The 25931-nt window shown below is 46.9% G+C and carries 21 protein-coding genes and 1 other annotated feature (1 of these 22 cut by a window edge); of the genes, 14 read left to right on the top strand and 7 right to left on the bottom strand.

From position 1 onward, the window contains the following. Both FB592_RS11885 and trhO read left to right on the top strand, forming a co-directional pair. On the top strand, nt 1–1341 hold the full coding sequence (locus FB592_RS11885; RefSeq protein WP_103803532.1) for an erythromycin esterase family protein: 1341 nt from the start codon (nt 1–3) through the stop codon (nt 1339–1341). Nucleotides 1342–1589: 248 nt separating this feature from the next. Continuing rightward, the gene (gene trhO / locus FB592_RS11880; protein ID WP_003246287.1) at nt 1590–2558 is read left to right on the top strand and encodes an oxygen-dependent tRNA uridine(34) hydroxylase TrhO; all 969 of its coding nucleotides are present in this window, start codon (nt 1590–1592) and stop codon (nt 2556–2558) included. Between the two features lie 34 nt (nt 2559–2592). Here trhO and gltP read toward each other — a convergent pair whose 3' ends face one another. The 3 genes from gltP to nagB form a co-directional block, all read right to left on the bottom strand. After that, nucleotides 2593–3837 (bottom strand): glutamate-aspartate/proton symporter GltP, encoded by a 1245-nt coding sequence (gene gltP, locus FB592_RS11875; RefSeq protein WP_014478694.1) that lies wholly within the window; start codon nt 3835–3837, stop codon nt 2593–2595. A 144-nt stretch (nt 3838–3981) separates the two neighbouring features. After that, nucleotides 3982–5877, bottom strand: coding sequence for a glucose-specific PTS transporter subunit IIBC (gene ptsG / locus FB592_RS11870; RefSeq protein WP_032724820.1), 1896 nt, complete (start codon nt 5875–5877; stop codon nt 3982–3984). A 20-nt stretch (nt 5878–5897) separates the two neighbouring features. Next, the gene (nagB, locus tag FB592_RS11865) at nt 5898–6647 is read right to left on the bottom strand and encodes a glucosamine-6-phosphate deaminase (RefSeq protein WP_032724821.1); all 750 of its coding nucleotides are present in this window, start codon (nt 6645–6647) and stop codon (nt 5898–5900) included. Nucleotides 6648–6865: 218 nt separating this feature from the next. On the opposite strand from nagB, the gene gamR reads away from it, so the two are divergent. From gamR to FB592_RS11850, 3 genes are all read left to right on the top strand, one after another. Then, the gene (gamR, locus tag FB592_RS11860; protein WP_041850654.1) at nt 6866–7573 is read left to right on the top strand and encodes a transcriptional regulator GamR; all 708 of its coding nucleotides are present in this window, start codon (nt 6866–6868) and stop codon (nt 7571–7573) included. A gap of 33 nt (nt 7574–7606) precedes the next feature. After that, a complete protein-coding gene (locus FB592_RS11855) occupies nt 7607–7882 on the top strand; it encodes a DUF1648 domain-containing protein (RefSeq protein ID WP_141949531.1) in 276 nt (91 codons plus the stop codon). A gap of 208 nt (nt 7883–8090) precedes the next feature. After that, nucleotides 8091–9161, top strand: coding sequence for a branched-chain amino acid aminotransferase (locus tag FB592_RS11850; protein ID WP_141949530.1), 1071 nt, complete (start codon nt 8091–8093; stop codon nt 9159–9161). Between the two features lie 36 nt (nt 9162–9197). Here the strand turns inward: FB592_RS11850 and mmuP are convergent, their stop codons facing one another. From mmuP to FB592_RS11825, 4 genes are all read right to left on the bottom strand, one after another. After that, the gene (mmuP, locus tag FB592_RS11845; protein ID WP_141949529.1) at nt 9198–10610 is read right to left on the bottom strand and encodes an S-methylmethionine permease; all 1413 of its coding nucleotides are present in this window, start codon (nt 10608–10610) and stop codon (nt 9198–9200) included. Between the two features lie 119 nt (nt 10611–10729). Beyond that, nucleotides 10730–11677 (bottom strand): homocysteine S-methyltransferase, encoded by a 948-nt coding sequence (mmuM, locus tag FB592_RS11840; protein WP_021481888.1) that lies wholly within the window; start codon nt 11675–11677, stop codon nt 10730–10732. Between the two features lie 127 nt (nt 11678–11804). Then, nucleotides 11805–13241: an alanine/glycine:cation symporter family protein gene (locus tag FB592_RS11830; protein WP_049140302.1), complete on the bottom strand. Its 1437-nt coding sequence runs from the start codon at nt 13239–13241 to the stop codon at nt 11805–11807. A gap of 22 nt (nt 13242–13263) precedes the next feature. Further along, on the bottom strand, nt 13264–14247 hold the full coding sequence (locus FB592_RS11825) for a glutaminase (protein WP_032724836.1): 984 nt from the start codon (nt 14245–14247) through the stop codon (nt 13264–13266). Nucleotides 14248–14547: 300 nt separating this feature from the next. Here FB592_RS11825 and glnK point away from each other — a divergent pair, with 300 nt between their 5' ends. The 9 genes from glnK to mphK all read left to right on the top strand — a co-directional run bounded on the left by glnK (nt 14548) and on the right by mphK (nt 25832). Further along, nucleotides 14548–15780, top strand: coding sequence for a two-component system sensor histidine kinase GlnK (glnK, locus tag FB592_RS11820; protein WP_072692859.1), 1233 nt, complete (start codon nt 14548–14550; stop codon nt 15778–15780). Nucleotides 15781–15790: 10 nt separating this feature from the next. Further along, a complete protein-coding gene (gene glnL / locus FB592_RS11815; RefSeq protein ID WP_041850656.1) occupies nt 15791–16735 on the top strand; it encodes a glutamine utilization two-component system response regulator GlnL in 945 nt (314 codons plus the stop codon). Between the two features lie 227 nt (nt 16736–16962). Further along, nucleotides 16963–17889: a 5-dehydro-4-deoxyglucarate dehydratase gene (kdgD, locus tag FB592_RS11805; RefSeq protein ID WP_003246372.1), complete on the top strand. Its 927-nt coding sequence runs from the start codon at nt 16963–16965 to the stop codon at nt 17887–17889. Between the two features lie 29 nt (nt 17890–17918). Then, entirely contained in the window at nt 17919–19385 is a 1467-nt protein-coding gene (gene gucD / locus FB592_RS11800; RefSeq protein ID WP_041850657.1) for an alpha-ketoglutaric semialdehyde dehydrogenase GucD, read from the top strand. An 84-nt stretch (nt 19386–19469) separates the two neighbouring features. Further along, complete coding sequence (gudP, locus tag FB592_RS11795) at nt 19470–20837, top strand: glucarate transporter GudP (protein WP_014475680.1); 1368 nt, start codon at nt 19470–19472, stop codon at nt 20835–20837. A 36-nt stretch (nt 20838–20873) separates the two neighbouring features. Continuing rightward, nucleotides 20874–22241 (top strand): glucarate dehydratase, encoded by a 1368-nt coding sequence (gudD, locus tag FB592_RS11790; protein ID WP_103803528.1) that lies wholly within the window; start codon nt 20874–20876, stop codon nt 22239–22241. Nucleotides 22242–22310: 69 nt separating this feature from the next. After that, on the top strand, nt 22311–23012 hold the full coding sequence (locus tag FB592_RS11785) for a FadR/GntR family transcriptional regulator (protein WP_003234813.1): 702 nt from the start codon (nt 22311–22313) through the stop codon (nt 23010–23012). A 90-nt stretch (nt 23013–23102) separates the two neighbouring features. Further along, entirely contained in the window at nt 23103–24635 is a 1533-nt protein-coding gene (garD, locus tag FB592_RS11780; protein WP_021481880.1) for a galactarate dehydratase, read from the top strand. A gap of 276 nt (nt 24636–24911) precedes the next feature. Further along, nucleotides 24912–25832: a macrolide 2'-phosphotransferase MphK gene (gene mphK, locus FB592_RS11775; protein WP_103803527.1), complete on the top strand. Its 921-nt coding sequence runs from the start codon at nt 24912–24914 to the stop codon at nt 25830–25832. Between the two features lie 56 nt (nt 25833–25888). Next, nucleotides 25889–25931, top strand: a binding site (T-box leader) (it continues 205 nt past the right edge of the window).

Genomic DNA, 25931 nt, shown 5'->3' with positions numbered 1-25931 from the left:
TTGAAACGAATGATAGTGAGAATGACCCTGCCGCTGCTGATCGTTTGTCTGGCGTTTTCTTCTTTTTCAGCCTCTGCCCGTGCTGCTTCTGAAGAAAAATATTGGGGTTCATGGATTGAACGACATGCACAGCCGCTGGATGCTTCCAATGCTTCAAACAAAGACCTTCGCTTTCTGAAGAAGGTGCTGAAGGGAAAACGAATCGTTCAGTTAGGAGAAACCACACACGGCGCTGGTGAAATCAACGCCACAAAGGTCAGAATGATCAAATATCTCCACGAAGAGCTGGGATACGATGTATTGGCATTTGAGTCCGGTTTTCCTGATACAAATGCATCCTACCTTAATATGGACCAATTAACCCCTAAAAGCACGATGAAAAACTCCATTTACGCTGTATGGCACACAGAAGATGTCGTTGAATTGTTTGATTACATGAAAGAGCAAAAAGAGAAAGGCGATCCGCTGATCCTTACCGGTTTTGATATTCAAAGCATGAAGAATTCATTCAATGATGCTGTGACTCAATGGGTAAAAGCGGTGGACCCTGAGAAAGCAGAGTTGCTCTCCCAATCAGAAAATAATTTTTCAACATTAGTGACAGACAGCAATACGTTTGATGAATTTTCGCAAAAGAAGGAAAAGCTTGTGAAAAACTATCAGAAGCTGATCAAGTTCGCTGAAACACATGCTTCAGAGCTAAAAGAAAACCTTCCAAAAGAGCCGAAAGCTTATGAGATGTTTATGCATTCTCTTCAGCTGAGAATTGACGTAATGGAAACGTATATGCTGGAAGAAATGAAAGAAAAACTAGAGGAGTATCCGGAGAATATTGAGGATTTTTCATTCTTTATGAGAGACCGCATGATGGCTGAGCAATTTCAGTGGGTAGCCGACACCCTTTATCCGAAAAAGAAAATCATTGTCTGGGGCCACAATTACCATCTACGCAAACAGAATACGAAGATGATAAAGGACTGGGTACAGCTAAACGGCCCTAACATGGGTGATTATTTGCCGGAGCGGCTGAAAAAACAAACATATACGATTGGCATTTATGCTTACTCAGGTGCAAGTCTGGATAGTTCTGATAATAAGACGGTTATGCCGGTTACAAGCCCGCCGCCGTCTGGAAGTCTTGAAGCTTTGCTGAAAGCTGCGGATCATCCAGTTGTTTTTGTTGATTTTCTCCATACAAAAAACAAGAAAGGCACTTCGTGGATGTATACCCCGCGGACTGCGCTCTATTGGGGGTACATGGAAGAGCAGATGATCCTTAAGGAACAATATGACGGTGTCATTTGGCTGGAGCATATCACGCCCTCTGTCATTATCAAGTGAGCGGTGTCCCCTGTGCTATAACAGGTGGAGTGTACCTTTTGTTTGATAGTTTTCAGATAACTACATTGATTAGTAAATGAATGGAAAATACTTGTCTACTGTGAGAAACCCTTGTGCCGCTTAGGTTTGTAAGAGCTTGGATATTTTTATCAGTCTGGGCGGATCTGTTCATCTTTGCGGCATTTTCCTGTATGATATAGTAAGAGTGTGCATAGCAACTAACTATAATTGAACAGGGTGTTTAAAACATGGAAAAACAATACAGAGTATTACTTTACTATAAATATGTTCCGATTGAAGATCCAGAGGCGTTTAGAGAGCAGCATCTGGCTTTTTGTAAGGAGCTTGGTTTGTTAGGCCGTATCCTTGTTTCTTCTGAAGGAATTAACGGTACGGTATCAGGTACGGTTGAACAGACTGAAAAATATATGGAAACAATGAAAGCTGATCCTCGTTTTGCGGACATGGTATTTAAAATTGATGAAGCAGAAGGCCATGCCTTCAAAAAAATCTTCGTCCGCCATAAAAAAGAGCTTGTAACGCTTCGTCTTGAAGATGATGTCGATCCGAACGAAACAACAGGCCAGCATTTGAAGCCTGCAGAATTTTATGAGAAGATGCAGGATCCAAACACAATTGTCATCGACGCGCGTAACGATTACGAGTATGACCTTGGCCATTTCAGAGGTGCGGTCCGTCCTGACATCGAAGCCTTCCGTGAATTACCTGAATGGATCGAAGAACACAAGGATATGCTTGAAGGCAAAAAGATTTTAACGTACTGTACAGGCGGCGTGCGCTGTGAAAAGTTCTCGGGATGGCTGGTGAAGCAAGGCTTTGAAGATGTAGCACAGCTTGACGGCGGAATCGTGACATACGGAAAAGATCCTGAGGTGCAAGGCAAGCTTTGGGACGGCCAGTGCTACGTATTTGATGAAAGAATCAGCGTGCCTGTCAACCGTGTCGAGCACGTGATTGTCGGTAAGGACTACTTTACAGGAGAACCGTGTGAGCGTTATGTGAACTGCGCAAATCCATCTTGCAATAAAAAAATGATATGCACACCGGAAAATGAGTATAAATATATGCGCAGCTGCAGCCACGAATGCCGCACGAACCCAAGAAACCTGTATGTGAAAGAGCATAATATGACAGAAGAAGAAGTAAACGCAAGACTGGCAGCGATTGAAACAGAAGATCACGCTGCTGCTGAATAAAAAAAGAACACCTCGGATTGAGGTGTTCTTTTTTCTATATGCTTTCGGTTTGGCTGTTTGCGGAAACCCATTCTTTTTGGCGGAAGGCCTTTTCCCATTTTGATACCACGATACAGGCGATCGCATGTCCCGGTACGTTCACGCCTGTTCTCGCCATGTCCATGACGCGGTCAACACCCGCGATAATGGCAACGCCTTCAGCCGGCAGTCCTACAGCATTGGCAGTCGCCAGAAGAACTACAAGCGATCCTGAGGGTACAGCTGCAATGCCTTTACTGGTCATCACAAGCACAAGCATCATGAGCAGCTGCTGGGACAATGTCATGTCTACTTGAAAGGCCTGTGCGAGAAAGATACAAGAAACCGATAAATATAAGCTGGAGCCGTCACAGTTCAATGACAAGCCGGAGGGAACGACAAATGATACCACTCGTTTGGGACAGCCGTATTTCTCCATTCTATCCATCAGCTGAGGGAGAATGGTTTCAGTGCTGGTGGTGGAAAATGCAATTAAAAACAGATCCCATATCATTTTCAATACTTCGAAATACTTAATCTGAAAGATGAGACCGACAAGCGGAAAGAGGACAAAGAGGATCAGGAACAGGCCAAGGAATACGGTGCCAACCAGCTTAAACATAGGGAGGAGGAGTTCAATGCCATATTGGCCTACAGAAGCAGCCATCAGGGCTAACACGCCGATAGGAGCAGTGACCATGACGATTTGCGTGAGCTTGAACATAATCTGAGCTGTAGATTCAAAAAACTTCATTACTGGTTCAGAAGCTTTGCCGATACCAGCTGCGGCGACACCAAATAAAATGGCGAAGAAAATAACGGCAAGCAAATCATTTCTGGCCATGACATCAATAATGTTTGTAGGGATAATATCCAGGACCATTTGCTTGAAATCAACAACTTTGTCTGTGTAGCCGGAAAGTTCATGAATATCTTTTTTTGCCAAATGGGAGAGGTCAAGCCCGACACCTGGTTTTAAGACATTCGCTAATAAAAGTCCAAGCCCTAATACCAACGTTGTAATCACTTCGAACCAAATGATCGTCTTGATGCCGAGACTGCCCATTTTTTTCATGCTTCCGCTTCCTGCGGCTCCAATGACAATGGTAGAAAACACAATCGGCACAACAATCATTTTAATCAGGCGGATAAATCCATCTCCGACAGGCCTCAGTGCCATCCCGAAATCAGGAAAAAAGTGGCCGATCACCGCGCCGACAGCCAAAGCGATTAAAATTTGAAACGCGATTAATTTTTTCAAATGAATCCCCCTTTAGAACGATAGAATGTAGGCATATTCATATCATTCGTGATTCAAATGCAAACACCTTTTTTCAAGTTATTTTATTTTGACAGCGCTTTCATTATGTTGGCGAAAAAGTCCCCCGCAGCAGGGGGGACTTTTTTACTTCATTTGAATGTGCTTTAGATCTTCTTCAGAGGTATTTGTGAAAATAACCGGTGTTATGGCTGAAGCGGCATGCTGCTTGATGTAATTGAGATCAAAGGTGAGAAGCAGTTCGCCTTGTTTGACGGCTTGTCCGCTTGTGACATGTGCTTCAAAGCCTTCCCCATTCAGTTTGACGGTATCAACGCCGACATGAATCAGGATTTCAGTGCCGCCGGCGCTCATAAAGCCGATGGCGTGTTTTGTCGGAAAAATCGAGACGATCTCGCCGTCCGCAGGTGCAACGACTTTTCCTTCTGATGGTATAATCGCAAATCCCTCGCCCATCATTTTTTCTGAAAAGACTTGATCAGGCACATCCCCTAAAGAGACTGTTTCTCCTTTAATCGGATAAATAAAGGTCTCACCGGAATCGGGCTTCAGCGGTTTGTCAGTTACCGTGTCCAGCGCGGCGGCGGTGGCAGGGACGTCTCCGGCCATGATTGTTTTGATGTCGTCTTTTAAGGCATCGGACTTGGTTCCGAATATTGCCTGGAAGTTGTTGTTGACCTCCAGCACACCTACTGCACCAAGCCGTTTTAATTCATCCTTGCTGACTTGGCTTGGCTGATGAACGGTCACACGAAGCCTTGTGATACATGCATCCAGGTTAGCGATATTTTGCTGTCCGCCCAAGGCCTGCAGCACGTGAAAGGCAAGCTGGTCTTTTGCAACTGGAGCTTTCTCCTCATTCTGACCGTCTTCATCTGTCTCACGGCCGGGCGTTTTCAAATTCCATTTCAGAATCGCAAATCGGAACAAATAATAATAAATGAAAGCAAACACGATCCCGACAGGAATGACAACCCAGCCATTTGTAGACAGTCCGTAGTTCAAGACGTAGTCAATTCCCCCGCCTGAGAACGTATAGCCGTGGCGGACATGGAATAAATCACAAACGACAAAGATGACGCCGGCAAGAATAGAGTTAATCAAATAGAGCACGGGCGCAACGAACAAGAAAGAAAACTCAACCGGTTCTGTAATTCCGGTCAGCATAGATGTGAGCGCCGCAGAAATCATCACGCCGGAGATCATTTTTTTCTTTTCCGGACGCGCGGTATGGATAATGGCAAGAGCAACGGCCGGCAGACAGAAAATCATGTAAGGGAAATCCCCCATCATAAAGCGCCCGGCTGTCGGGTCTCCCGCGAAAAACCTTGTCAGGTCGCCGGTTACGGTGTTGCCTGTTGATGGGTCTGTGTATTCTCCCATCATAAAATAGAAAGGCGTATAAAAAATATGATGCAGGCCAAAAGGAATCAGCAAACGATAGATCGTTGCATAAAAGAACAGGCCGACTGTTGAATCGGCAATTAAACTGCTGGCTGCGTTAATTCCGTTTTGGATCAGCGGCCAAACGAATGAGAAAATGACACCGATCACCAATGAACTGACGGAAGTAATAATCGGGACAAAGCGTTTTCCAGAGAAAAATCCAAGGACCGGATGCAGCTCGATTGATGAAAATCGCTTATATAAATAGGCGGCGAGAAGCCCGATAATGATTCCTCCGAAAACCCCCATATCAATCAGGTGCTCGGCTCCTTCATACGGAGGCTGAAGGCCGAGTAATTTTCCCATATTGTCGAGGGTGACGGTTAAAATTAAGTATCCGATGACAGCGGCAAGTCCGGCTACACCTTCTCCGCCGGCTAATCCGATCGCGACCCCCACGGCGAAAATCAGCGGGAGATTATCGAATACAACGCCGCCCGCATCCTTTATAATAGGGATGTTCAGTAAGTCCTTGTCTCCGAAACGGAGCAAAAGACCGGCTGCCGGCAGGACGGCAACCGGAGTCATCAACGCGCGGCCAAGCTGCTGCAGAATTTGAAATGCCTTTTTAAACATGACAGTCTCCTTTTATTGTTTTATGAGCATGGTGCAATCTTTAATTTTTGAGCTGCTTTATAATCGGCGATAACGGTTACATGATTGTGTATTTGAAGAATAGAGGCTGGTACATCTGTCGTGACAGGACCTTCAGCCATCTTTTGAATAGCGTCTGCTTTTTCCTCGCCGCTTGCTAAAAGCACAATATGTTTGCTGAATTCCATGATGGTTTTAATGCCCATTGAAATCGCGAGTCTCGGCACCAGCACTGGATCGCCGCCGAAGAATCTGGCATTTGCCTGTATCGTGCTTTCCGAGAGCTTCACAACACGTGTCCGGTCTTCAAAATCAGATCCCGGTTCATTAAAACCGATATGGCCATTGGCGCCGATGCCGAGAATTTGGACATCAATGCCTCCCGCTTGGCGGATGAGATCCTCGTATACTTTGCATTCCGCCTCAAGCTGCGGGTTGTCTCCTTGCGGGATATGAATATGATCAGGTTGCATATTGATATGCTGAAATAGATGCTCATGCATAAAGTGGTTATAACTTTGCGGATGAGATGGAGAGAGACCAGCGTATTCATCCAAATTAAATGTAGTAACCTTTGAAAAATCAATTTCGCCTGCCTGATAGCCTGAAATCAACTGCTTATACAAGCCGACCGGTGTGCTTCCTGTTGCCAGGCCGAGAACGGCATCTCTCTTAGCTTGTATTTGTTCTTTAATAATGGCAGCGCTTAACTTACAGAGTTCTTCGTAGTGCTCGGCGATCAGAATCTTCATGTGACACCCCCTCAAAGAGATAGACAAGCACCATATTTGTTATGACCAATTTATAATACTTGTCATTACGAATTTAGCACCAACATTATTAAACTGTCAATATTAATTTCTGAAAATTTGTTATAAAAGAAGGATACAAATCTTTCATATTGGGATGGCAAATGGTATTATGGTCTCAATGAAAAAGAACGGATTGCATACAGAATGGGGAGAATGAAATGACAGCTTTATATTCTGTTATCAAGTTTAAAATCATTGAGTTAATTAAATCGGGCAAATATCAGGCGAATGATCAGCTGCCGACAGAGAGTGAGTTTTGCGAACAATATGATGTCAGCAGAACAACTGTGAGACTGGCTCTGCAGCAGCTAGAGCTTGAGGGATATATTAAAAGAATTCAAGGAAAAGGGACATTTGTATCGGCGGCAAAAATACAAACGCCGATTCCGCATAAGATTACGAGCTTTGCAGAACAAATGAGAGGCCTTCGTTCTGAATCAAAAGTGCTTGAGCTTGTTGTGATTCCTGCCGATCACTCCATTGCCGAGCTTTTGAAAATGAAAGAGAATGAACCTGTCAACAAGCTTGTCAGAGTCAGATACGCCGAGGGGGAACCTTTGCAGTATCATACCTCATATATTCCCTGGAAGGCGGCACCGGGGCTGGTGCAGGAGGAATGCACCGGCTCGCTGTTTGAATTGTTAAGGACAAAATACAATATTGAAATCAGCAGGGGCACGGAATCGATCGAACCGATTTTAACGGATGAAACGATCAGCGGCCACTTATTAACCAATGTCGGAGCGCCTGCGTTTTTATCAGAATCCCTTACCTATGATAAAAATGAAGAAGTGGTGGAATATGCGCAAATTATTACCCGGGGAGACCGAACGAAATTCACCATAGAACAGTCATATCATTCATAAAGCAATGTGTTTTAAGAAGGGAATGGTGGTTCTATGTTTTTATTGACGAATGGAAAAGTGCTGTGGGGAGCAGTGATTGCTGCATTCATCTTTTCAATTGTATTTTACCCTTCTCTGCCGACGCAGATGCCGATTCATTATGATGTTGCGAACAGTCCGAATCTGACGGTTAACAAGCTGGCGGGGACTGTGATGCTGCCTGTTTTGATGGTGATGTTTGCATGGGCGCGGAAGATCAATTGGCAATTTGTATTCGCAGTGTATATTTTGCTGATTTGCCACATTGTCGTCCTTTGTTTAGCGCTCTAAATCAAACAGCCAGAATAAAACTGGCTGTTTTCTTTAATTTCAGCTTCATCTGACAATGAATGTGGTGTATAATAGCTGATGATCCTAAAGAATATTCTGAAATTTATAGGTGTGAAGCGGCGTATTATTAAAGGAAAGGCTGTATACTTTTTGCAGCTTTAAAAAGACTGAATATTTAAACAATTATGTGAAAGGTGTGCTGATTAGATTGAATAAGCTTATTGAACGAGAAAAAACTGTATATTATAAGGAAAAGCCCGACCCGTCTTCCTTGGGGTTTGGACAATATTTTACCGATTATATGTTTGTGATGGACTACGAAGAGGGGATTGGATGGCATCATCCGAGAATTGCGCCGTACGCACCGCTTACGCTTGATCCGTCTTCATCTGTTTTTCATTACGGCCAGGCTGTTTTTGAAGGGTTAAAAGCATACAGAACAGAGGATGGCAGGGTGCTCCTGTTCCGTCCGGATCAAAATATCAAACGGCTGAACAGATCGTGTGAGCGCATGAGCATGCCCCCTTTAGACGAAGAGCTGGTGCTTGAGGCATTGACGCAATTAGTTGAACTTGAGAAAGATTGGGTTCCAAAGAAAAAAGGAACGTCACTGTATATTCGTCCTTTTGTCATTGCCACAGAACCGAGTCTCGGTGTGAAGGCATCCAGGAGCTATACATTTATGATCGTGCTTTCGCCTGTCGGCTCCTATTATGGCGACGATCAGCTGAAGCCGGTTAGAATCTATGTCGAAGATGAGTATGTGCGGGCGGTCAACGGAGGAGTCGGGTTTGCAAAAACGGCTGGAAACTATGCCGCCAGTCTTCAGGCACAGCGGAAAGCGAATGAACTGGGCTATGACCAGGTACTGTGGCTGGACGCCATCGAAAAGAAATATGTGGAAGAAGTAGGGAGCATGAACATCTTTTTCGTCATAAACGGGGAAGCTGTCACACCTGCTTTAAGCGGAAGCATTTTAAGCGGGGTTACACGTGCGTCTGCGATTGAATTGATTCGAAGCTGGGGCATTCCGGTTCGTGAAGAGAGAATATCGATTGATGAGGTGTATGCGGCCTCTGCACGCGGAGAATTGACAGAGGTCTTTGGCACAGGCACGGCAGCCGTCGTTACGCCTGTCGGTGAACTCAATATTCATGGAAAAACGGTAATTGTAGGCGACGGGCAAATCGGGGACCTCTCGAAAAAGCTGTATGAAACGATAACAGATATTCAGCTTGGCAAGGTGAAGGGCCCGTTTAACTGGACAGTGGTAGTGTGAAAACTGAAAAAGAACCTGCCTGGAGGCAGGTTCTTTTTATTTTGAATGAGTCATATCAGCAGCCGGCTGGCTTTTGTGGTTTTTTACATAATATATTGCATAGCAAATGGCCATAAATGGAACGCCGCAATAGAGTGCGATTCTTTGATTCGGATCAAAGGCAATGCCAACAACGGAAGCCAGGCATAACAGGAACGCAGCAATCGGCACGAACGGATACAAAGGGGTTCTGTATTTCAAATCAGTAACCTTGTTTCCCGCTTCGATATAACGTTTTCTGAACATGAATTGAGAAGCAGCGATACCCATCCACACGACAACGACGGCAAAACCGGAAATCGACACGAGCACAACGTATACAGTGTCTGGCGCAAATACGCTGGACAGCAACGACAGAATGCCGCCGATCATGCTGAACACCAGCGCGTTAAAAGGGGTTCCTTTTGACGTCAGCTTTGCAAATGTCGAATGAAGCGTTTTTTCTTTTGATAAAGACCACAGCATCCGGGAAGAAGCGTAGAGTCCGGAATTAGCCGCTGACAGGATCGCTGTCAGGATAACAAAGTTCATGATATCGGCTGCGTATGGTACACCGACTCTGTCAAAGACAGCGACAAACGGGCTTTTGATAACACCTGCATCTTGAATCGGAATCAGCCCTGACAGCACAAAAATTGTTCCGACAAAGAAGAGTGAGAGACGCCAGACCGTTGTTTTTATCGCTTTTGGTATTGTCTTGTCAGGATCAACGCTTTCACCGGCTGCGATTCCGATTAGTTCCGTTCCCGAAAAGGCAAAATTAACGGACAGCATCGTCATCAAAATCGGGACAAATCCATTTGGAAAAAGCCCGCCTTCCGCCATGAAGTTGGACAGCATCGGAGCGGCTTCTCCGCCTTTGATCGGGATGATGCCGAACATGGCAGAGCCGCCTAAAAGAATAAATAATACAATGGCTAATACTTTGATGCTGGAAAACCAAAATTCTGATTCAGCGAAAAACTTGACCGAAAATGCGTTAAGCAAGAAAATGAACAGCGCAAAGACGGCACTCCACATCCAAACCGATGTATGGGGGAACCAACGCTGCATTAACAGGCCGGCTGCTGTGAATTCTGATCCCAATGCCACGGTCCATGTCAGCCAGTACAGCCAAGCGACCGTAAATCCGGTGCCCGGCCCTATGTATTTGGCTGCATAGGTGTGAAAGGCGCCGGTCACAGGCATGGCGACTGACAGCTCACCGAGGCATAGCATGACCAGATAGACGATGCCGGCCCCGACTAAGTAGGCGAGTATCGTTCCGGCCGGGCCTGCTTGCTGAATGGTATAACCTGAGCTTAAAAACAGCCCGGTTCCGATGACACCTCCCAAGGAAAGCATAAAGAGGTGCCGGCTTTTCATACTTCTCTGAAAGGTTGTCTCATTCTTGTTGTGGGCAGAGTTCATCTTTTTCCAACTTTCTATCAGCGATTTATTTCCTCCTAATAAAAAATCTCATGTCAGAAAGTGACACGAGACTCCGGCGAACCGGCTTTAAGTTAGAATATACAAACTATTCCGATAAGTCAAGTTGTTTTTAAAGAGCGGGCCCAAGCCGCAATTTCTTGAATATTTTCGGGTTTTGTCCGGCAGCAGCCGCCAATTAGCCTCGCTCCTTTTTCATGCCAGGTGCGGGCGCTCGCCCCGTAAGATTCTGCGCATGCTGCGCCGTTCCATGTTTTTGTTTCCGGATCATATTGCTCACCTGAATTCGGGTAGACAATGATCGGTTTTGACGTGTTCTTTTTTAACTCCTCTATCAAGGAAGGGATATGCTGAAGCGGCGTGCAGTTGATGCCGAGTGCTGCAATTTGGCGGTGTTCATCAAGCCATGATGCGCAGTCAGCTGCAGGTGTTCCGTCACTGATATGCAGGCCGTCTTTAGCACTGAAGCTGATCCATGCATACGTTTCAGGAAATTCCTTCAACAGCCGAACAATCGCTTTGGCTTCAGTCAGACACGGAATCGTTTCGCATGCCAAAACATCAGCTCCGGCTTCAATCAGCGCCTTCATCCGGGGGCGATGAAATTCAATCAGTTCATCTTCTGATATTGCGTAGTTGCCGCGATACTCAGACCCGTCTGCAAGATAAGCGCCATAAGGGCCTATAGAAGCCGCAATGATCGGTTTTGGCCGATTCAAACGGTTCTCTTCAAGCGACCAAAATTCATCACGTGCTTCAGCTGCGATGCTGACGGACAACTCGATGAGCCGGCGTGCTTCCGCTTCGCTCAGCCCGCGTGCGGCAAAGCCTTCAAATGTAGACTGATAGCTGGCAGTGATTGCACAATCGGCGCCTGCCGCGAAATAATCAGTATGTACTTGTTTAATCAGATTTGGCTCTTCCATCAGGATTTTTGCCGACCACAGACTGTCATTCAAATTACAGCCCTTGCGTTCAAGCTCGGTCGCCATGGCGCCGTCTAGCACAATAAGCGGGTATGTATCTAGTATGTGTTGGATAGGATTCATAGAATGTACCGATGCCTTCTTTCAGATTTTTTTGAAAAAGATATGAAAATCGTAATGGAGGCTTACGTGTTTGTCAATAAACGCAAAAAGAGAAAGGTGTTCAGCCCATATGTCTGAACACCTTTTCTTATGATATTTGTTTGTTGTGCGTGTCAGTCTTTGTGTCTGAAACCGGCCAGCACTCAATGCCATTGTGGTTTTTGAGCACATTTTTATAAAAGACCGGATCTTTGCCTGCTTTTTTCTGGCGTGTATAGTCTTTCAGCGCCGTAAAAACAACTTTTGATAGTAAGAAAATCGCGATTAAATTCACGACGACCATCAAACCCATGAACAAATCAGCAAGATCCCAGACGAGCTGGACTTTGGCAACACAGCCAAACACGATCATTGCCAGCACGCCGATACGGTAGACAAAAATCAGTTTTTTGCTTTTGTTCAAAAAGCCGATATTGGTTTCGCCATAATAATAGTTTCCGATTAAAGCACAGAATCCGAATAACAAAATCAGAATGGCGAGAAAGCCTGATGCCCATGATCCGACATGGGAGCTGAGAGAGGCTTGTGTCAAGGCGATTCCGCTCAGACCCGGAGTATGATAGGCATCCGAAAACAGGATGATAAAGGCGGTGCTTGTACAAATGACCAGTGTATCTGTCAGTACACCAAAAGCTTGGATCAGCCCCTGTTTGACGGGATGGCTTGTTGTGGCGGTGGCAGCGGCATTCGGTGCGCTTCCCATTCCCGCTTCGTTTGAAAAGATTCCCCGTCTGACGCCTTGCATGAGTGCCGCGCCCAAAGCCCCGCCGGCGGCCTGGTCAAAACCAAACGCATTTTTCACGATTAGCGCAAGCACACCTGGCAGCTGCGTAATGTTGGAGAAAATGACGAAAAACGCAACTCCGATATACAGGACAGCCAATACGACGACAATGGATTCAGCCAGCTTTGCAATGCGCTTGACTCCGCCAAAAATAATCGTGCCGAATACAGCAATTAAAATGAGTCCCAATGTCAGGCGGTTTGTGCCAAACGCGTTTTCAAAGGCAAGGCTGACTGTATTGGATTGAACCGAGTTGAAGACGATACCGAACGATAAGGTGATTAACACAGCGAACAGCGCGCCCATCCACCTTTTGTTCAGCCCTTTTTCCATGTAATACGCCGGCCCGCCGCGGAAGCCGTTTACATCTTTTACTTTATAAATCTGAGCCAGTGTGCTTTCCACAAAGCTGGATGCTGATCCGATAATAGCGATAATCCACATCCAGAAGATTGCACCGGGCCCGCCGAGTGCAATGGCGATGGCAATACCCGTAATATTTCCCGTTCCGACACGGGCCGCCATGCTGATGCAAAAGGCTTGAAACGGAGAAATGCTGTTTTTTGACCGGGAAGCAGCACCTTCTCTTAATACCCTGACCATTTCTTTCAGCATGCGAACCTGTAAAAACTTAAGCCTGAACGTAAAATAGATTCCCAGAGAAAGGAGCAAAACAATTAATAGCTTTGACCACAAAAGATCATTTGCAATACCGACGATATGTTCCAGGATTTGCTGCATACAATCACCTCTTTTTTCATGTTTAAAAAATGCTGAGCTCCCACTCCTGCGCCATATGCTTCAGCAGCATACCGCCAGTGAGGCTGTTGCCGTATTCATCAATGGCAGGCCCGTAAATGCCGATGCCGCATCCGGATTGAAAAGGCTGTTCTCTTCTGGCACTTGGAGGCACCAGCGCCATGATGCCGCCGGAGACGCCGCTTTTGGCCGGCACGCCGACAAACGCCGCATATTTGCCTGAAGCGTTGTACATGCCGCACGTCAGCATTAATGCCTTGGCCAATTTTGCCACATCTTTTGGAATCACCTGCTCGCGTCGAATCGGATGATACCCGTCATGAGCAAGGATCAGGCCGATCAACGCAATGTCTTCTGTGGTGCTCTCCATAGCGCATTGCTTCAAGTACACCTCAAGTGTTTCTTCTACGTCAGCTTCTAAAAAGTTTGTTTCTTTTAAATAGTAGGCCAGCGCTCTGTTGCGGTGGGCGGTTTCCCATTCAGAACGGAATACTTCCTCATGAATTCTCGGCCGTTTTCCTATCAAAGTTTCCATCACCGAGTAAAGAAACTCGAGCTTTTCGTATGCCGATTCTCCGGGAAGGATCGAAGCGATGGTGAGGGCACCCGCGTTGATCATGGGATTGAAGGGCTTTCCCGGCTTGTTGATTTCGAGCCGAATAATTGAATTAAAGGCGTCACCTGTCGGCTCGACATCTACGCGGTCAAGCACATAGGGAATGCCGCGGCTCATGCAGGCGGCAATAAAGCTAATCACTTTTGAAATGCTTTGCAGGGTAAAAGAGACGTTCCAGTCGCCGGCGTGTATCATCGTTCCATCAGGCTCCAATACACAGATGCCGAGCTGTGAATCATTGACTTTTCCTAAAGCGGGGATATAGTTTGCGCTTTGTCCATTGGCGGCAAAAGGGCGATAGTATTCAACCCAATCATGAAGCTGTAACGCCGGGTTTATGTCTTTCTGGTGCTCTTTTATCAATTCTTTCATCGAATTCCTCCTCACTGATTTTTTCTTAAAGGACTGAGGTGTATCAAAACGAAGGCTAAGGGGGCGTTAAACGCTTTCATAATAGCGGAAGGTATAATTACTGTATAATGGAGACTACAGAATCATACAAAATACGACAAAAACATTTTGAAAATAAGCAGTAAGATTTATAAAAACCTCATGTTCTGGGTCAAAAGCAATTTGCAGGTTTTCTCCCGATTCCCCAAAATTAAAAGCGAGGATGTGATCAACATAAAACTGGAACGGTTTATTGAAAAAGACGGATATATATTGGCCCTCATGCTGATTACGGTGCCGCTGGCCGGTGAACTGAAATTTTATCCCCTCAATGAAGAATTCCGGGTCAGCTTTGGGGCACCGGTTTTTTTCTTCTTTTTATCATTGTTGCGGCATGTGCCCGCTGTGCTGCCGGGTTTTCTGACTGGAGCGGCTGTTTTCATCTTTCGCGTCTTTCTGGAATTATGGGGCGGAGGACACAATGGACTGACTCCGATTCTGTATGATCAAGCGTCTGGCTTTTTCTTTTATATGACTTATGCCTGTCTGTTTTCCATATTAAAGGCCAATCGTTTCCGTGAACGGCCGATTATGCTCGGTTTCATTGGGTTTATGATTGAAGTTGTGTCAGATTGTGTCGAGCTGGCTGTGCAATTTCTCATTTTTCATACGGTTGTCACGCCTGAGAAAATCACTGACATTGCGGTGATTGCGATTTCTCACACATTTATTGTGATGAGCTTTTATAGTGTGCTGAAGCTATATGAAACACAATCGAGAGAAAAACAGACAAGGCAGCAGCACGAGCACATGCTGATGATCGTTTCCAATTTATATGAAGAAACGGTGCACCTAAAAAAGACATTGAAAACGACAGAGAAAGTGACAAACGATTCGTATCAGCTCTATCGGGAAATGAAGGGCAAGGATGTTCAGCTGAGCGGCAGAATCCTGAGACTGGCCGGAGAAATTCATGAAGTGAAAAAGGACAACCAGCGGATATTCGCAGGGCTTTCAAAACTGATTTCGAATGAGAGTTTGAGAGATTATATGAGGGCTTCTGATTTGCTGCAGCTCGTGATTCGAATGAATGAAAAGTACGCTGAAGCACTAGGGAAGCAGATTGATTTTTACTGCTCGATCGAGGGAGAGCATGACGAATATCACGTATTTATCGTGCTTTCGATCATTAATAATCTAACAGCAAATGCGGTAGAGGCTATGGATGAAGAGGGAATGGTCAGCCTGAGGCTCCGTAAGCCAAATGAGAGTATGGTAGAATTCCAGGTGGAAGACAATGGCCCAGGGATTTCCGAGAAAATCGGAGACATTGTGTTTGACCCGGGCTTTACTTCAAAATATGACGAATTTGGCACGCCTTCTACAGGTATCGGACTTTCCTACGTAAAGGAAATCGTGACAGAGCTAGAAGGGGATATCACGTTTGATAATCAGCAGCGGGGAGTGGTGTTTGCCATCAGGCTGCCTGTCCGGCATTTGATTCAGAAAGGGTGAACCGAAAGCTATGCGTTTTTTTATTGCAGATGATGACCGTGCGGTGCGGTCAATTTTAAGGCAGATCATTGAGGACGAAGATCTCGGGGAAGCTGCTGGTGAAGCTGACGACGGAAGCCAAGTGGAAGGGCATATGCTGCAATTTAAGCAGATTGATATTTTATTAATCGATCTGTTAATGCCCGGAAGAGACGGCATTGAGACGATTCGTCAGATCCAGAATACGTACTCCGGCAAAATCGTAATGATCTCTCAAGTGGAGGCGAAGGAAATGGTCGGGGAAGCGTACTCGCTCGGCATCGAATATTTTATCCATAAGCCGATTAACCGCATTGAAATTGTCACGGTTCTCCAAAAGGTGAAGGAGCGGATCGAGCTTGAACACTCGATTGGAGCCATCCAGCATTCTCTAAGCCGGCTTGTCAATCGGACTGAACGGAAAGCGCGTCCCCAGCAGAAGAGTGACAGCGGTTTAAAAGAGGCAGGAACATTCCTGTTGTCCGAGCTGGGCATGATGGGAGAAGGCGGCGCACATGATCTCATGGCGGTCCTGCAGTATTTAGCAGAACACGAGCAATCCGAGCCGCACGAAAAACAAAGCCCTTCGTTAAAACAAATATTCACCCAAGTAGCGGTACGGAAGCTGGGGACAGGGGCCTCACAAACGGACGTCAATCGCGAAATGAAAGCCTCGGAGCAGCGTATCCGCAGAGCGATTATTCATTCGCTGCACCATTTTGCTTCACTGGGCACAACTGATTTTTCGAATCCAAAATTTGAAACCTATGCATCGAAATTCTTTGATTTTCCGGTTGTCAGCCAGAAAATGAAAGAACTCCAATCCAAGGATGCAAAACCCCTTGCACCTGCTAGAATAAATATGAAAAAATTCATCCACGTGTTTTTTTTGGAAGCAAAGCTTTTGCATGAGACGATGAAACAAAGAAGGATATAAACCAAACAGCCGGCTGACCAGGCTGTTTTTTTGCTGCGCAGAATCCCGGCCGGACAGTGATTTACCGCTTTTTTATAAAATATCAGAAAATAAAGATATTGACTTATTGTTTATTTGTCTTACAATTAAACAAAAGGATATATGGGGAAGGAGCGGATGTGAAAGAAAAATTAATAAAAGCGCTTACAGATAGAGGCTGTATACACAAATAACAGGAGGTTATGTTGATGAGCCGTATCAGAAAAGCACCCGCTGGAATTTTAGGTTTTCCGGTTGCTCCTTTTAACACACAAGGAAAACTGGAGGAAGAAGCTCTTTTTCAAAACATTGAGTTTTTGCTGAATGAGGGCTTGGAAGCGATATTTATCGCTTGCGGGTCTGGTGAATTCCAATCTCTCAGCCAGAAGGAATATGAGCAAATGGTGGAAGTCGCAGTCTCGGCAGCCGGAGGAAAGGTGCCGGTCTACACGGGGGTGGGCGGCAACCTCAGCACAGCGCTTGATTGGGCGCAGCTGTCGGAGAAAAAAGGCGCCGATGGCTACTTGATTCTGCCTCCGTATTTGGTGCATGGCGAACAGGAGGGGCTGTACCAGTATGCGAAAACGATTATTGAAAGCACTGACTTGAACGCGATTCTTTATCAGCGCGATAACGCAGTTCTCTCTGTTGAACAGATCAAACGTCTGACCGAATGTGAACAGCTTGTCGGTGTCAAAGACGGGGTAGGAAATATGGATTTGAATATCAACCTCGTCTATACGATCGGCGACCGCTTGGGATGGCTCAACGGAATGCCGATGGCTGAAGTGACGATGCCGGCATATCTGCCGATCGGGTTCCACTCTTACTCTTCAGCGATTTCAAATTATATCCCGCATATTTCGCGAATGTTCTATGATGCATTGAAAAACGGAAATGACGAGCTTGTGAAGGAACTCTATCGGCATGTGATTCTGCCGATCAACGACATTCGCAAACAACGAAAAGGCTACGCCGTATCCTTGATTAAAGCCGGTATGGAAATCATGGGTTTGAATGTAAGGAATACAGCCAGACCGCCTGTCGGCCCGGTTGAAAAAGATCATTATCAGCAATTGGAAGCAATTTTGAAGCAGGCGGCTGACCGTTTTCCGAAAAAAGCCGCGACGGTTTGACCAGAAAAAACACGAAAGGGGCAATGGGCATGTCTGTGATCACGGAACAAAACACGTACCTCAACTTTATTAAAGGAGAGTGGGTTAAGTCTCAATCAGGCGATATGGTCAAGGTCGAAAACCCTGCCGATGTGAATGATATTGTCGGATATGTACAGAATTCAACGGCTGAAGATGTGGAACGTGCCGTCGCCGCCGCCAATGAAGCCAAAACGGCTTGGAGAAAGCTGACGGGTGCCGAGCGCGGCCAATACTTATACAAAACAGCGGATATCATGGAGCAGCGCTTGGAGGAAATCGCCGCCTGTGCAACGCGTGAAATGGGTAAAACATTGCCGGAAGCGAAGGGAGAAACAGCCCGGGGGATTGCCATTCTGCGCTATTACGCCGGAGAGGGCATGCGAAAAACGGGTGACGTCATTCCGTCTACTGACAAAGACGCGCTCATGTTTACCACCCGTGTTCCGCTCGGTGTGGTCGGCGTGATTTCTCCGTGGAACTTCCCAGTGGCGATTCCGATTTGGAAAATGGCGCCGGCATTGGTATACGGCAATACCGTTGTCATCAAACCGGCGACAGAAACAGCTGTGACATGCGCGAAGATCATTGCCTGCTTTGAGGAAGCGGGGCTCCCGGCAGGGGTCATCAATTTGGTGACAGGCCCGGGTTCTGTTGTCGGGCAGGGGCTTGCTGAGCATGACGGTGTAAACGCCGTTACGTTTACCGGTTCAAATCAAGTCGGAAAAATCATCGGGCAAGCCGCTTTAGCGAGGGGAGCTAAGTACCAGCTTGAGATGGGCGGCAAAAACCCTGTCATCGTAGCTGATGACGCTGACCTTGAAGCTGCGGCTGAAGCTGTCATAACGGGGGCCTTCCGTTCAACCGGCCAGAAATGCACCGCGACAAGCCGTGTCATTGTACAAAGCGGAATTTATGAGCGCTTTAAAGAAAAACTGCTCCAGCGCACAAAAGATATTACAATCGGAGACAGCTTAAAAGAGGATGTCTGGATGGGACCGATTGCCAGCAAGAATCAGTTAGATAACTGCCTGTCATACATTGAGAAAGGCAAACAGGAGGGGGCTTCCCTTTTAATAGGAGGAGAAAAGCTGGAGAACGGAAAGTATCAAAACGGCTATTATGTTCAGCCTGCCATCTTTGACAATGTGACATCTGAGATGACAATTGCCCAGGAGGAAATTTTCGGTCCGGTGATCGCCTTGATCAAGGTGGACTCGATGGAGGAGGCGCTGAACATTGCCAATGATGTAAAGTTCGGTTTAAGTGCATCCATCTTCACGGAAAACATCGGCCGAATGCTTTCTTTCATTGATGAAATCGATGCCGGGCTGGTTCGGATCAATGCAGAAAGCGCAGGTGTTGAGCTGCAGGCGCCTTTTGGCGGCATGAAGCAGTCGAGCTCCCACTCCCGAGAACAGGGTGAGGCAGCGAAGGACTTTTTCACAGCGATCAAAACCGTTTTTGTGAAGCCGTAATGGTGCTGGAAAGAGGCATGCGTCTCTTTCCCAGCTTTATCACAGCCAGCATATGATTCTCTACTTTGAAAAGGAGAAGATACTATGAAAAAAGACTTTGCGAATGTTACACCGGCGGGCAAAAAAACGTCCGTGCGCTGGTTTATCGTGTTTATGCTGTTTCTTGTGACCTCTATTAACTACGCGGATCGAGCGACGCTTTCCATCACCGGAGATTCCGTCCAGCACGATTTGGGATTGGACTCGGTCGCCATGGGATATGTCTTTTCTGCCTTTGGCTGGGCCTATGTCATCGGACAGCTTCCGGGCGGCTGGCTGCTGGACCGTTTTGGTTCAAAGACTATCATTGCGTTAAGCATCTTTTTCTGGTCGTTTTTTACGCTGCTGCAAGGGGCGATTGGCTTTTTCTCCGCCGGCACAGCGATTATCCTGCTGTTTGCACTGCGTTTTCTGGTTGGTTTATCAGAAGCGCCTTCATTTCCCGGAAACGGCAGAGTTGTTGCCTCATGGTTTCCAAGCTCCGAGCGCGGGACAGCTTCAGCCTTTTTTAATTCAGCACAATACTTCGCAATCGTCATTTTTTCTCCTTTAATGGGCTGGCTTACCCACTCTTTCGGCTGGCATTCCGTTTTCGTTGTCATGGGTATTGCAGGCATTCTTCTGGCTGTCATCTGGCTAAAAACGGTGTATGAACCGAAAAAACATCCGAAGGTTAATGAAGCTGAACTTGCGTACATCGAACAGGGCGGCGGGCTGATTTCCATGGATGACAGTAAAAGCAAACAAGAAACAGAATCGAAATGGCCGTATATCAAACAGCTGTTAACGAACCGCATGCTGATTGGCGTGTACATCGCGCAATACTGTATTACGACTCTCACCTATTTCTTTCTCACATGGTTTCCGGTATATTTGGTTCAGGCCCGCGGCATGTCTATTCTTGAAGCTGGGTTTGTCGCTTCCCTGCCGGCGCTGTGCGGATTTGCCGGCGGCGTCCTTGGGGGCATTGTGTCAGACATCTTACTAAAAAAAGGCCGTTCACTGACCTTTGCAAGAAAAGTGCCAATCATTGCCGGCATGCTGCTGTCTTGCAGTATGATTGTCTGCAACTATACAGATTCAGCGTGGCTTGTCGTTGTTATTATGTCGCTCGCGTTTTTCGGAAAAGGCTTCGGCGCATTGGGTTGGGCTGTCGTGTCGGACACGTCTCCGAAAGAATGTGCAGGATTAAGCGGCGGTTTGTTCAACACTTTCGGCAATATTGCCTCGATTACAACACCGATTATTATCGGATACATTGTTAATGCCACTGGATCTTTTAATGGCGCGCTTGTGTTTGTCGGCGCTAACGCGATTGCGGCGATCCTAAGCTATTTGCTGCTGGTCGGGCCGATCAAACGGGTCGTGTTAAAGAAACAAGAACAAGACCCCGATCAATCGTTGCCTGTCTAATACTTATGAAAGCGCTTTATAAAGGGAGGAAAATGCATGAGTTCACCGATACAAGAGCAGGTTCAAAAAGAGAAAAGATCGAATATTCCCTCAATTTATGAAATGAAGGTGATTCCTGTTGCGGGACACGACAGCATGCTGCTGAATCTAAGCGGAGCACACAGCCCGTTTTTTACCAGGAATATCGTAATCTTAACGGACAGCAGCGGAAATCAGGGAGTCGGCGAGGTGCCTGGCGGAGAGCATATTCGCCGCACACTGGAGCTGTCAGAGCCGCTTGTTGTCGGAAAATCTATCGGTGCGTACCAAGCGATATTGCAAACGGTCAGAAAGCAGTTTGGCGATCAGGACAGGGGAGGGCGAGGAAACCAGACGTTTGATTTGCGCACCACTGTGCACGCCGTCACCGCACTGGAAGCGGCTTTGTTAGATTTGCTTGGAAAGTTTCTTCAGGAACCGGTCGCGGCTTTATTGGGCGAAGGGAAGCAGCGTGATGAAGTAAAAATGCTCGGCTACCTCTTTTATATCGGCGACCGAAAGCGGACGACCTTGCCGTATCAAAGCGATGAGCAGTCAGATTGTGCGTGGTTCCGTCTGCGCCATGAGGAAGCGCTGACGCCGGAGGCCATTGTGCGTCTTGCCGAATCCGCACAGGAGCGCTATGGCTTTCAGGATTTCAAGTTGAAAGGCGGGGTGCTGCGGGGAGAAGAGGAAATCGAAGCTGTTACCGCATTATCGAAACGTTTTCCAGAGGCAAGGATCACTCTTGATCCGAACGGGGCATGGTCATTAGAGGAAGCTATTGCATTATGCAAAGGAAAGCAAGATGTGCTCGCGTATGCGGAAGATCCGTGCGGGGATGAGAATGGCTACTCCGCTCGTGAAGTAATGGCTGAATTCCGCCGCGCGACAGGGCTTCCGACTGCGACAAATATGATTGCGACTGACTGGCGGGAAATGGGTCACGCGATTCAGCTCCATGCGGTCGATATACCGCTGGCTGATCCACATTTTTGGACGATGCAAGGGTCGGTGCGGGTTGCGCAAATGTGCCATGATTGGGGTTTGACATGGGGCTCGCACTCCAACAACCACTTTGATATTTCCCTTGCGATGTTTACCCATGTGGCAGCAGCGGCTCCGGGGCGGATCACGGCGATTGATACCCATTGGATCTGGCAGGACGGGCAGCGATTAACGAAACAGCCTTTTGAGATTTCTTCTGGCTGTGTCAAGGTGCCGGATAAGCCTGGACTAGGCGTCGATATTGATATGGAACAAGTGGAAAAAGCGCATGAGATCTATCGGAAAATGAATTTAGGCGCACGGAATGACGCGATCCCAATGCAGTTCCTGATCAGCAACTGGGAATTTGACCGGAAGCGCCCGTGTCTTGTGCGATAAGTTTGATTGAAAATATTGTCATATCCGCTATTTTGTCTTACAATTGAACAACTGAAGGGAGAGTTGTTCGTGTACGAAGGTTTAGAGGATTTGAAAGTCGATACAGTCAATCGGAAAACATTAGCCAAGCAGGTCATCGAACGGATTGTACATTTATTATCGAGCGGACAGTTGAGGGCCGGAGACAAATTGCCGACAGAAATGGAACTGATGGACATTTTGCATGTCAGCAGGCCTGTGCTTCGGGAGGCACTCAGTTCACTTGAAACGCTGGGCGTCATTACGAGAAAAACACGAGGGGGCACATATTTCAACGATAAAATCGGCATGCAGCCGTTTTCCGTCATGCTTGCCTTGGCCACTGATAATCTTCCGGCTATCATTGAAGCGCGGATGGCGCTAGAACTCGGACTCGTGACAATTGCCGCGGAAAAAATCAATGAGGAAGAGCTTCAGCGTTTGCAGAAGACGATCGACGATATTGCCAACAGCACTGACAATCTTTATGGTGAAGCGGATAAAGAGTTCCATCGAATTATTGCGTTAAGCGCCAATAACCCCGTCGTTGAAGGGATGATTCAGTCCCTGCTGATCACCCATGCGAAAATTGACAGCCAAATTCCGTACAGGGAGAGAGATGTAACGGTCGAATATCACAAAAAAATCTACGACGCCCTTGCCAAAAGAGATCCGTACAAAGCACATTACCACATGTATGAGCATCTGAAATTTGTCCGTGACAAAATTCTAAAAGGAATGGATGAAAAATAATGGTGAGCAACCGCAGTTGAAACGTAAGAGCTGCGGTTTTTTTAAACCAATTTAGAAAACGCTTACTAAAATATGAGGAGTGATTTTCATATGGCGATGAACCTCAGGAAGAACCAAGCCCCCCTTTACATCAAAGTGCATGAAATAGATAACACCGCGATTATTGTAAATGATGGAGGACTGCCAAAGGGCACTGTTTTCTCATGCGGGCTCGTACTTGAAGAGGATGTTCCTCAAGGCCATAAGGTGGCCCTCACCGATCTCAATCAAGGGGACGAGATCGTGCGTTACGGAGAGGTGATCGGATTTGCTGATGAGACGATCAAACGCGGGAGCTGGATACGGGAAGCCCTCGTGAGAATGCCCGCTCCTCCGGCGTTAGACGATCTTCCTCTCGCAAACAGGGTGCCGCAGCCGCGGCCGTCTCTTGAAGGCTATACGTTTGAAGGATATCGAAATGCGGATGGCAGTGCGGGGACAAAAAATATTCTCGGCATCACGACAAGTGTTCAATGTGTTGTTGGCGTTTTGGATTATGCAGTCAAACGAATAAAAGAAGAGCTGCTGCCGAAATACCCAAATGTCGATGACGTTGTGCCGCTGCATCATCAATACGGATGCGGCGTGGCGATCAATGCGCCCGACGCTGTCATTCCGATCCGCACAATTCAAAATCTCGCGAAGCATCCGAACTTCGGCGGAGAAGTAATGGTAATCGGATTGGGATGTGAAAAGCTCCTCCCGGAAAGAATTGCCTCCGAAAATGATAATGACATTCTATCGCTCCAGGATCATCGAGGTTTTGCGGCGATGATCCAATCCATTTTGGAAATGGCGGAGGAACGGTTAATCAGGCTGAACAGCAGAACCCGGGTGTCATGCCCTGTTTCGGATCTGGTTATCGGCCTGCAATGCGGCGGCAGTGATGCGTTTTCCGGCGTGACGGCGAACCCTGCCGTGGGGTATGCGGCTGATTTATTGGTTCGCGCAGGTGCAACGGTTTTGTTTTCTGAAGTGACAGAGGTGCGGGATGCCATTCATTTATTAACGCCGCGGGCTGTCAGTGAAGAGGTCGGACAATCACTGATCAAAGAGATGAAGTGGTATGACAGCTATCTTCGGCGGGGAGACGCAGACCGTAGCGCAAACCCGTCACCAGGCAATAAAAAAGGCGGATTATCCAATGTGGTGGAAAAAGCGTTAGGCTCGGTAGCGAAATCAGGCACAAGCCCCATCTCCGGCGTGCTCGGCCCTGGTGAAAGAGCAGAGCAAAAAGGCCTGCTGTTCGCGGCGACACCGGCAAGCGATTTTGTGTGCGGCACCCTGCAGCTGGCTGCGGGCATGAATCTGCAGGTGTTTACGACAGGGAGAGGAACACCATATGGCCTGGCTGCTGCGCCGGTTCTGAAAGTATCGACTCGGCATTCCTTATCAGAGCATTGGGCTGATTTAATCGATATCAATGCCGGCCGAATCGCGACAGGAGAGGCCAGTATCGAAGACGTAGGCTGGGAAATCTTCAGGACGATTTTGGATGTGGCAAGCGGCCGCAAACAAACGTGGGCAGACCGTTGGGGTCTTCATAATGATTTGTGCTTGTTTAATCCTGCTCCAGTGACTTGATTCATGTTTTTATAGCGGAAAGATGGAATATGCTGTAAAATGAAAATCAGCGTATAGGAAACGGAGGGGTTACAGCATGGCATTCATTAGATTCCGAGTGACACGAATTCAATAGTGAACAACTCTCGCCTGAATGCGAGAGAATCGGGATGAATCCGCCTATGTATGAGCCCTTACATGATTATCAAAAAAGAGGGTGGCGTGCCTGCCCTTTTTTGTGCCTTCAAGCATCCCTTCTCTCTACTGCAGGCCGGAGCATGAGAAAGGGGAAATGGGATGACAAACCTTAACGAAAAACCGCTTATCACTGAGATTGTCGGGCTTGCACGCAGCCAAGGTTTGACGGTTCATTCTGAGAACGCGCAATTGAATGAAACCGGAATGGACTTTCAAGTTGTATTTGCCAAGGACGACACAGGTATGCCATGGGTGCTGCGAAAACCGCGGCGAAGTGATGTTGTGGAAAGAGCATCTGCAGAAGGCATAACGCTTGCCTTTCTCCGCGCGAATCTGACTGCTGATGTGCCGGATTGGAGAATTCATACACCGGAATTGATCGCTTACCCAATGTTAAAAGGAACGCCGGCTGCTGGAATTGACTTGGAACAAAAGCAATATGTATGGAATATGGATCATCAGCCGCCGTCAGACGACTTTGTCCGCACACTTGCCGACATACTGGCTGAATTACATGGCACGGATCAAATATCTGCTGGGCAATCCGGAATAGAAGTGATAAGGCCAGAAGATTTCAGGCAAATGACAGCAGACTCTATGGTTGATGTGAAGAATAAGCTTGGCGTATCTACGACGCTTTGGGAAAGATGGCAAAAGTGGATAAATGATGATGCATACTGGCCGGGTTTCTCTTCTTTGATACACGGCGATCTCCACCCGCCGCATATCCTTATCGATCAAAATGGACGTGTCACAGGACTTCTGGATTGGACAGAAGCGAAGGTTGCTGACCCAGCCAAGGATTTTGTTCTTTATCAAACCATTTTCGGAGAAAAAGAAACTGCCCGTTTGCTTGAATACTATGATCAAGCAGGCGGCCGGAAATGGGCAAAAATGCAGGAACACATTTCAGAGATGCAGGCGGCGTATCCGGTGGAAATCGCCAAGCTAGCTCTGCAAACACAGCAGGAGGGACACATCAATATGGCGCTGGAAGCACTCGGTGTAACATCGGATTAAGAATTGACTTCGTTTCATGAACCGAGTATTATAAACTCTACAAATAATAGAACGGATCAACAATCGTGAGGAAGAGCAAGTACGTGTCAGAATGGAGGT

Origin of the sequence: Bacillus sp. SJZ110 (assembly GCF_006715455.1) — a bacterium.
Lineage (GTDB): Bacteria > Bacillota > Bacilli > Bacillales > Bacillaceae > Bacillus > Bacillus subtilis.
This window is presented reverse-complemented; position numbering and strand designations above follow the sequence as displayed.

Coding starts and splice junctions, on each gene's coding strand:
- gudP (WP_014475680.1), top strand. CDS start 19,470: ATGAAAAAAGACTTTGCGAATGTTACACCGGCGGGCAAAAAAACGTCC.
- glnL (WP_041850656.1), top strand. CDS start 15,791: ATGCGTTTTTTTATTGCAGATGATGACCGTGCGGTGCGGTCAATTTTA.
- nagB (WP_032724821.1), bottom strand. CDS start 6,647: ATGAAGATTCTGATCGCCGAGCACTACGAAGAACTCTGTAAGTTAAGC.
- mphK (WP_103803527.1), top strand. CDS start 24,912: ATGACAAACCTTAACGAAAAACCGCTTATCACTGAGATTGTCGGGCTT.
- FB592_RS11825 (WP_032724836.1), bottom strand. CDS start 14,247: ATGAAAGAATTGATAAAAGAGCACCAGAAAGACATAAACCCGGCGTTA.
- kdgD (WP_003246372.1), top strand. CDS start 16,963: ATGAGCCGTATCAGAAAAGCACCCGCTGGAATTTTAGGTTTTCCGGTT.
- trhO (WP_003246287.1), top strand. CDS start 1,590: ATGGAAAAACAATACAGAGTATTACTTTACTATAAATATGTTCCGATT.
- gamR (WP_041850654.1), top strand. CDS start 6,866: ATGACAGCTTTATATTCTGTTATCAAGTTTAAAATCATTGAGTTAATT.
- mmuM (WP_021481888.1), bottom strand. CDS start 11,677: ATGAATCCTATCCAACACATACTAGATACATACCCGCTTATTGTGCTA.
- garD (WP_021481880.1), top strand. CDS start 23,103: ATGGCGATGAACCTCAGGAAGAACCAAGCCCCCCTTTACATCAAAGTG.
- glnK (WP_072692859.1), top strand. CDS start 14,548: ATGCTGATTACGGTGCCGCTGGCCGGTGAACTGAAATTTTATCCCCTC.
- gudD (WP_103803528.1), top strand. CDS start 20,874: ATGAGTTCACCGATACAAGAGCAGGTTCAAAAAGAGAAAAGATCGAAT.
- mmuP (WP_141949529.1), bottom strand. CDS start 10,610: ATGAACTCTGCCCACAACAAGAATGAGACAACCTTTCAGAGAAGTATG.
- FB592_RS11830 (WP_049140302.1), bottom strand. CDS start 13,241: ATGCAGCAAATCCTGGAACATATCGTCGGTATTGCAAATGATCTTTTG.
- FB592_RS11855 (WP_141949531.1), top strand. CDS start 7,607: ATGTTTTTATTGACGAATGGAAAAGTGCTGTGGGGAGCAGTGATTGCT.
- gucD (WP_041850657.1), top strand. CDS start 17,919: ATGTCTGTGATCACGGAACAAAACACGTACCTCAACTTTATTAAAGGA.
- ptsG (WP_032724820.1), bottom strand. CDS start 5,877: ATGTTTAAAAAGGCATTTCAAATTCTGCAGCAGCTTGGCCGCGCGTTG.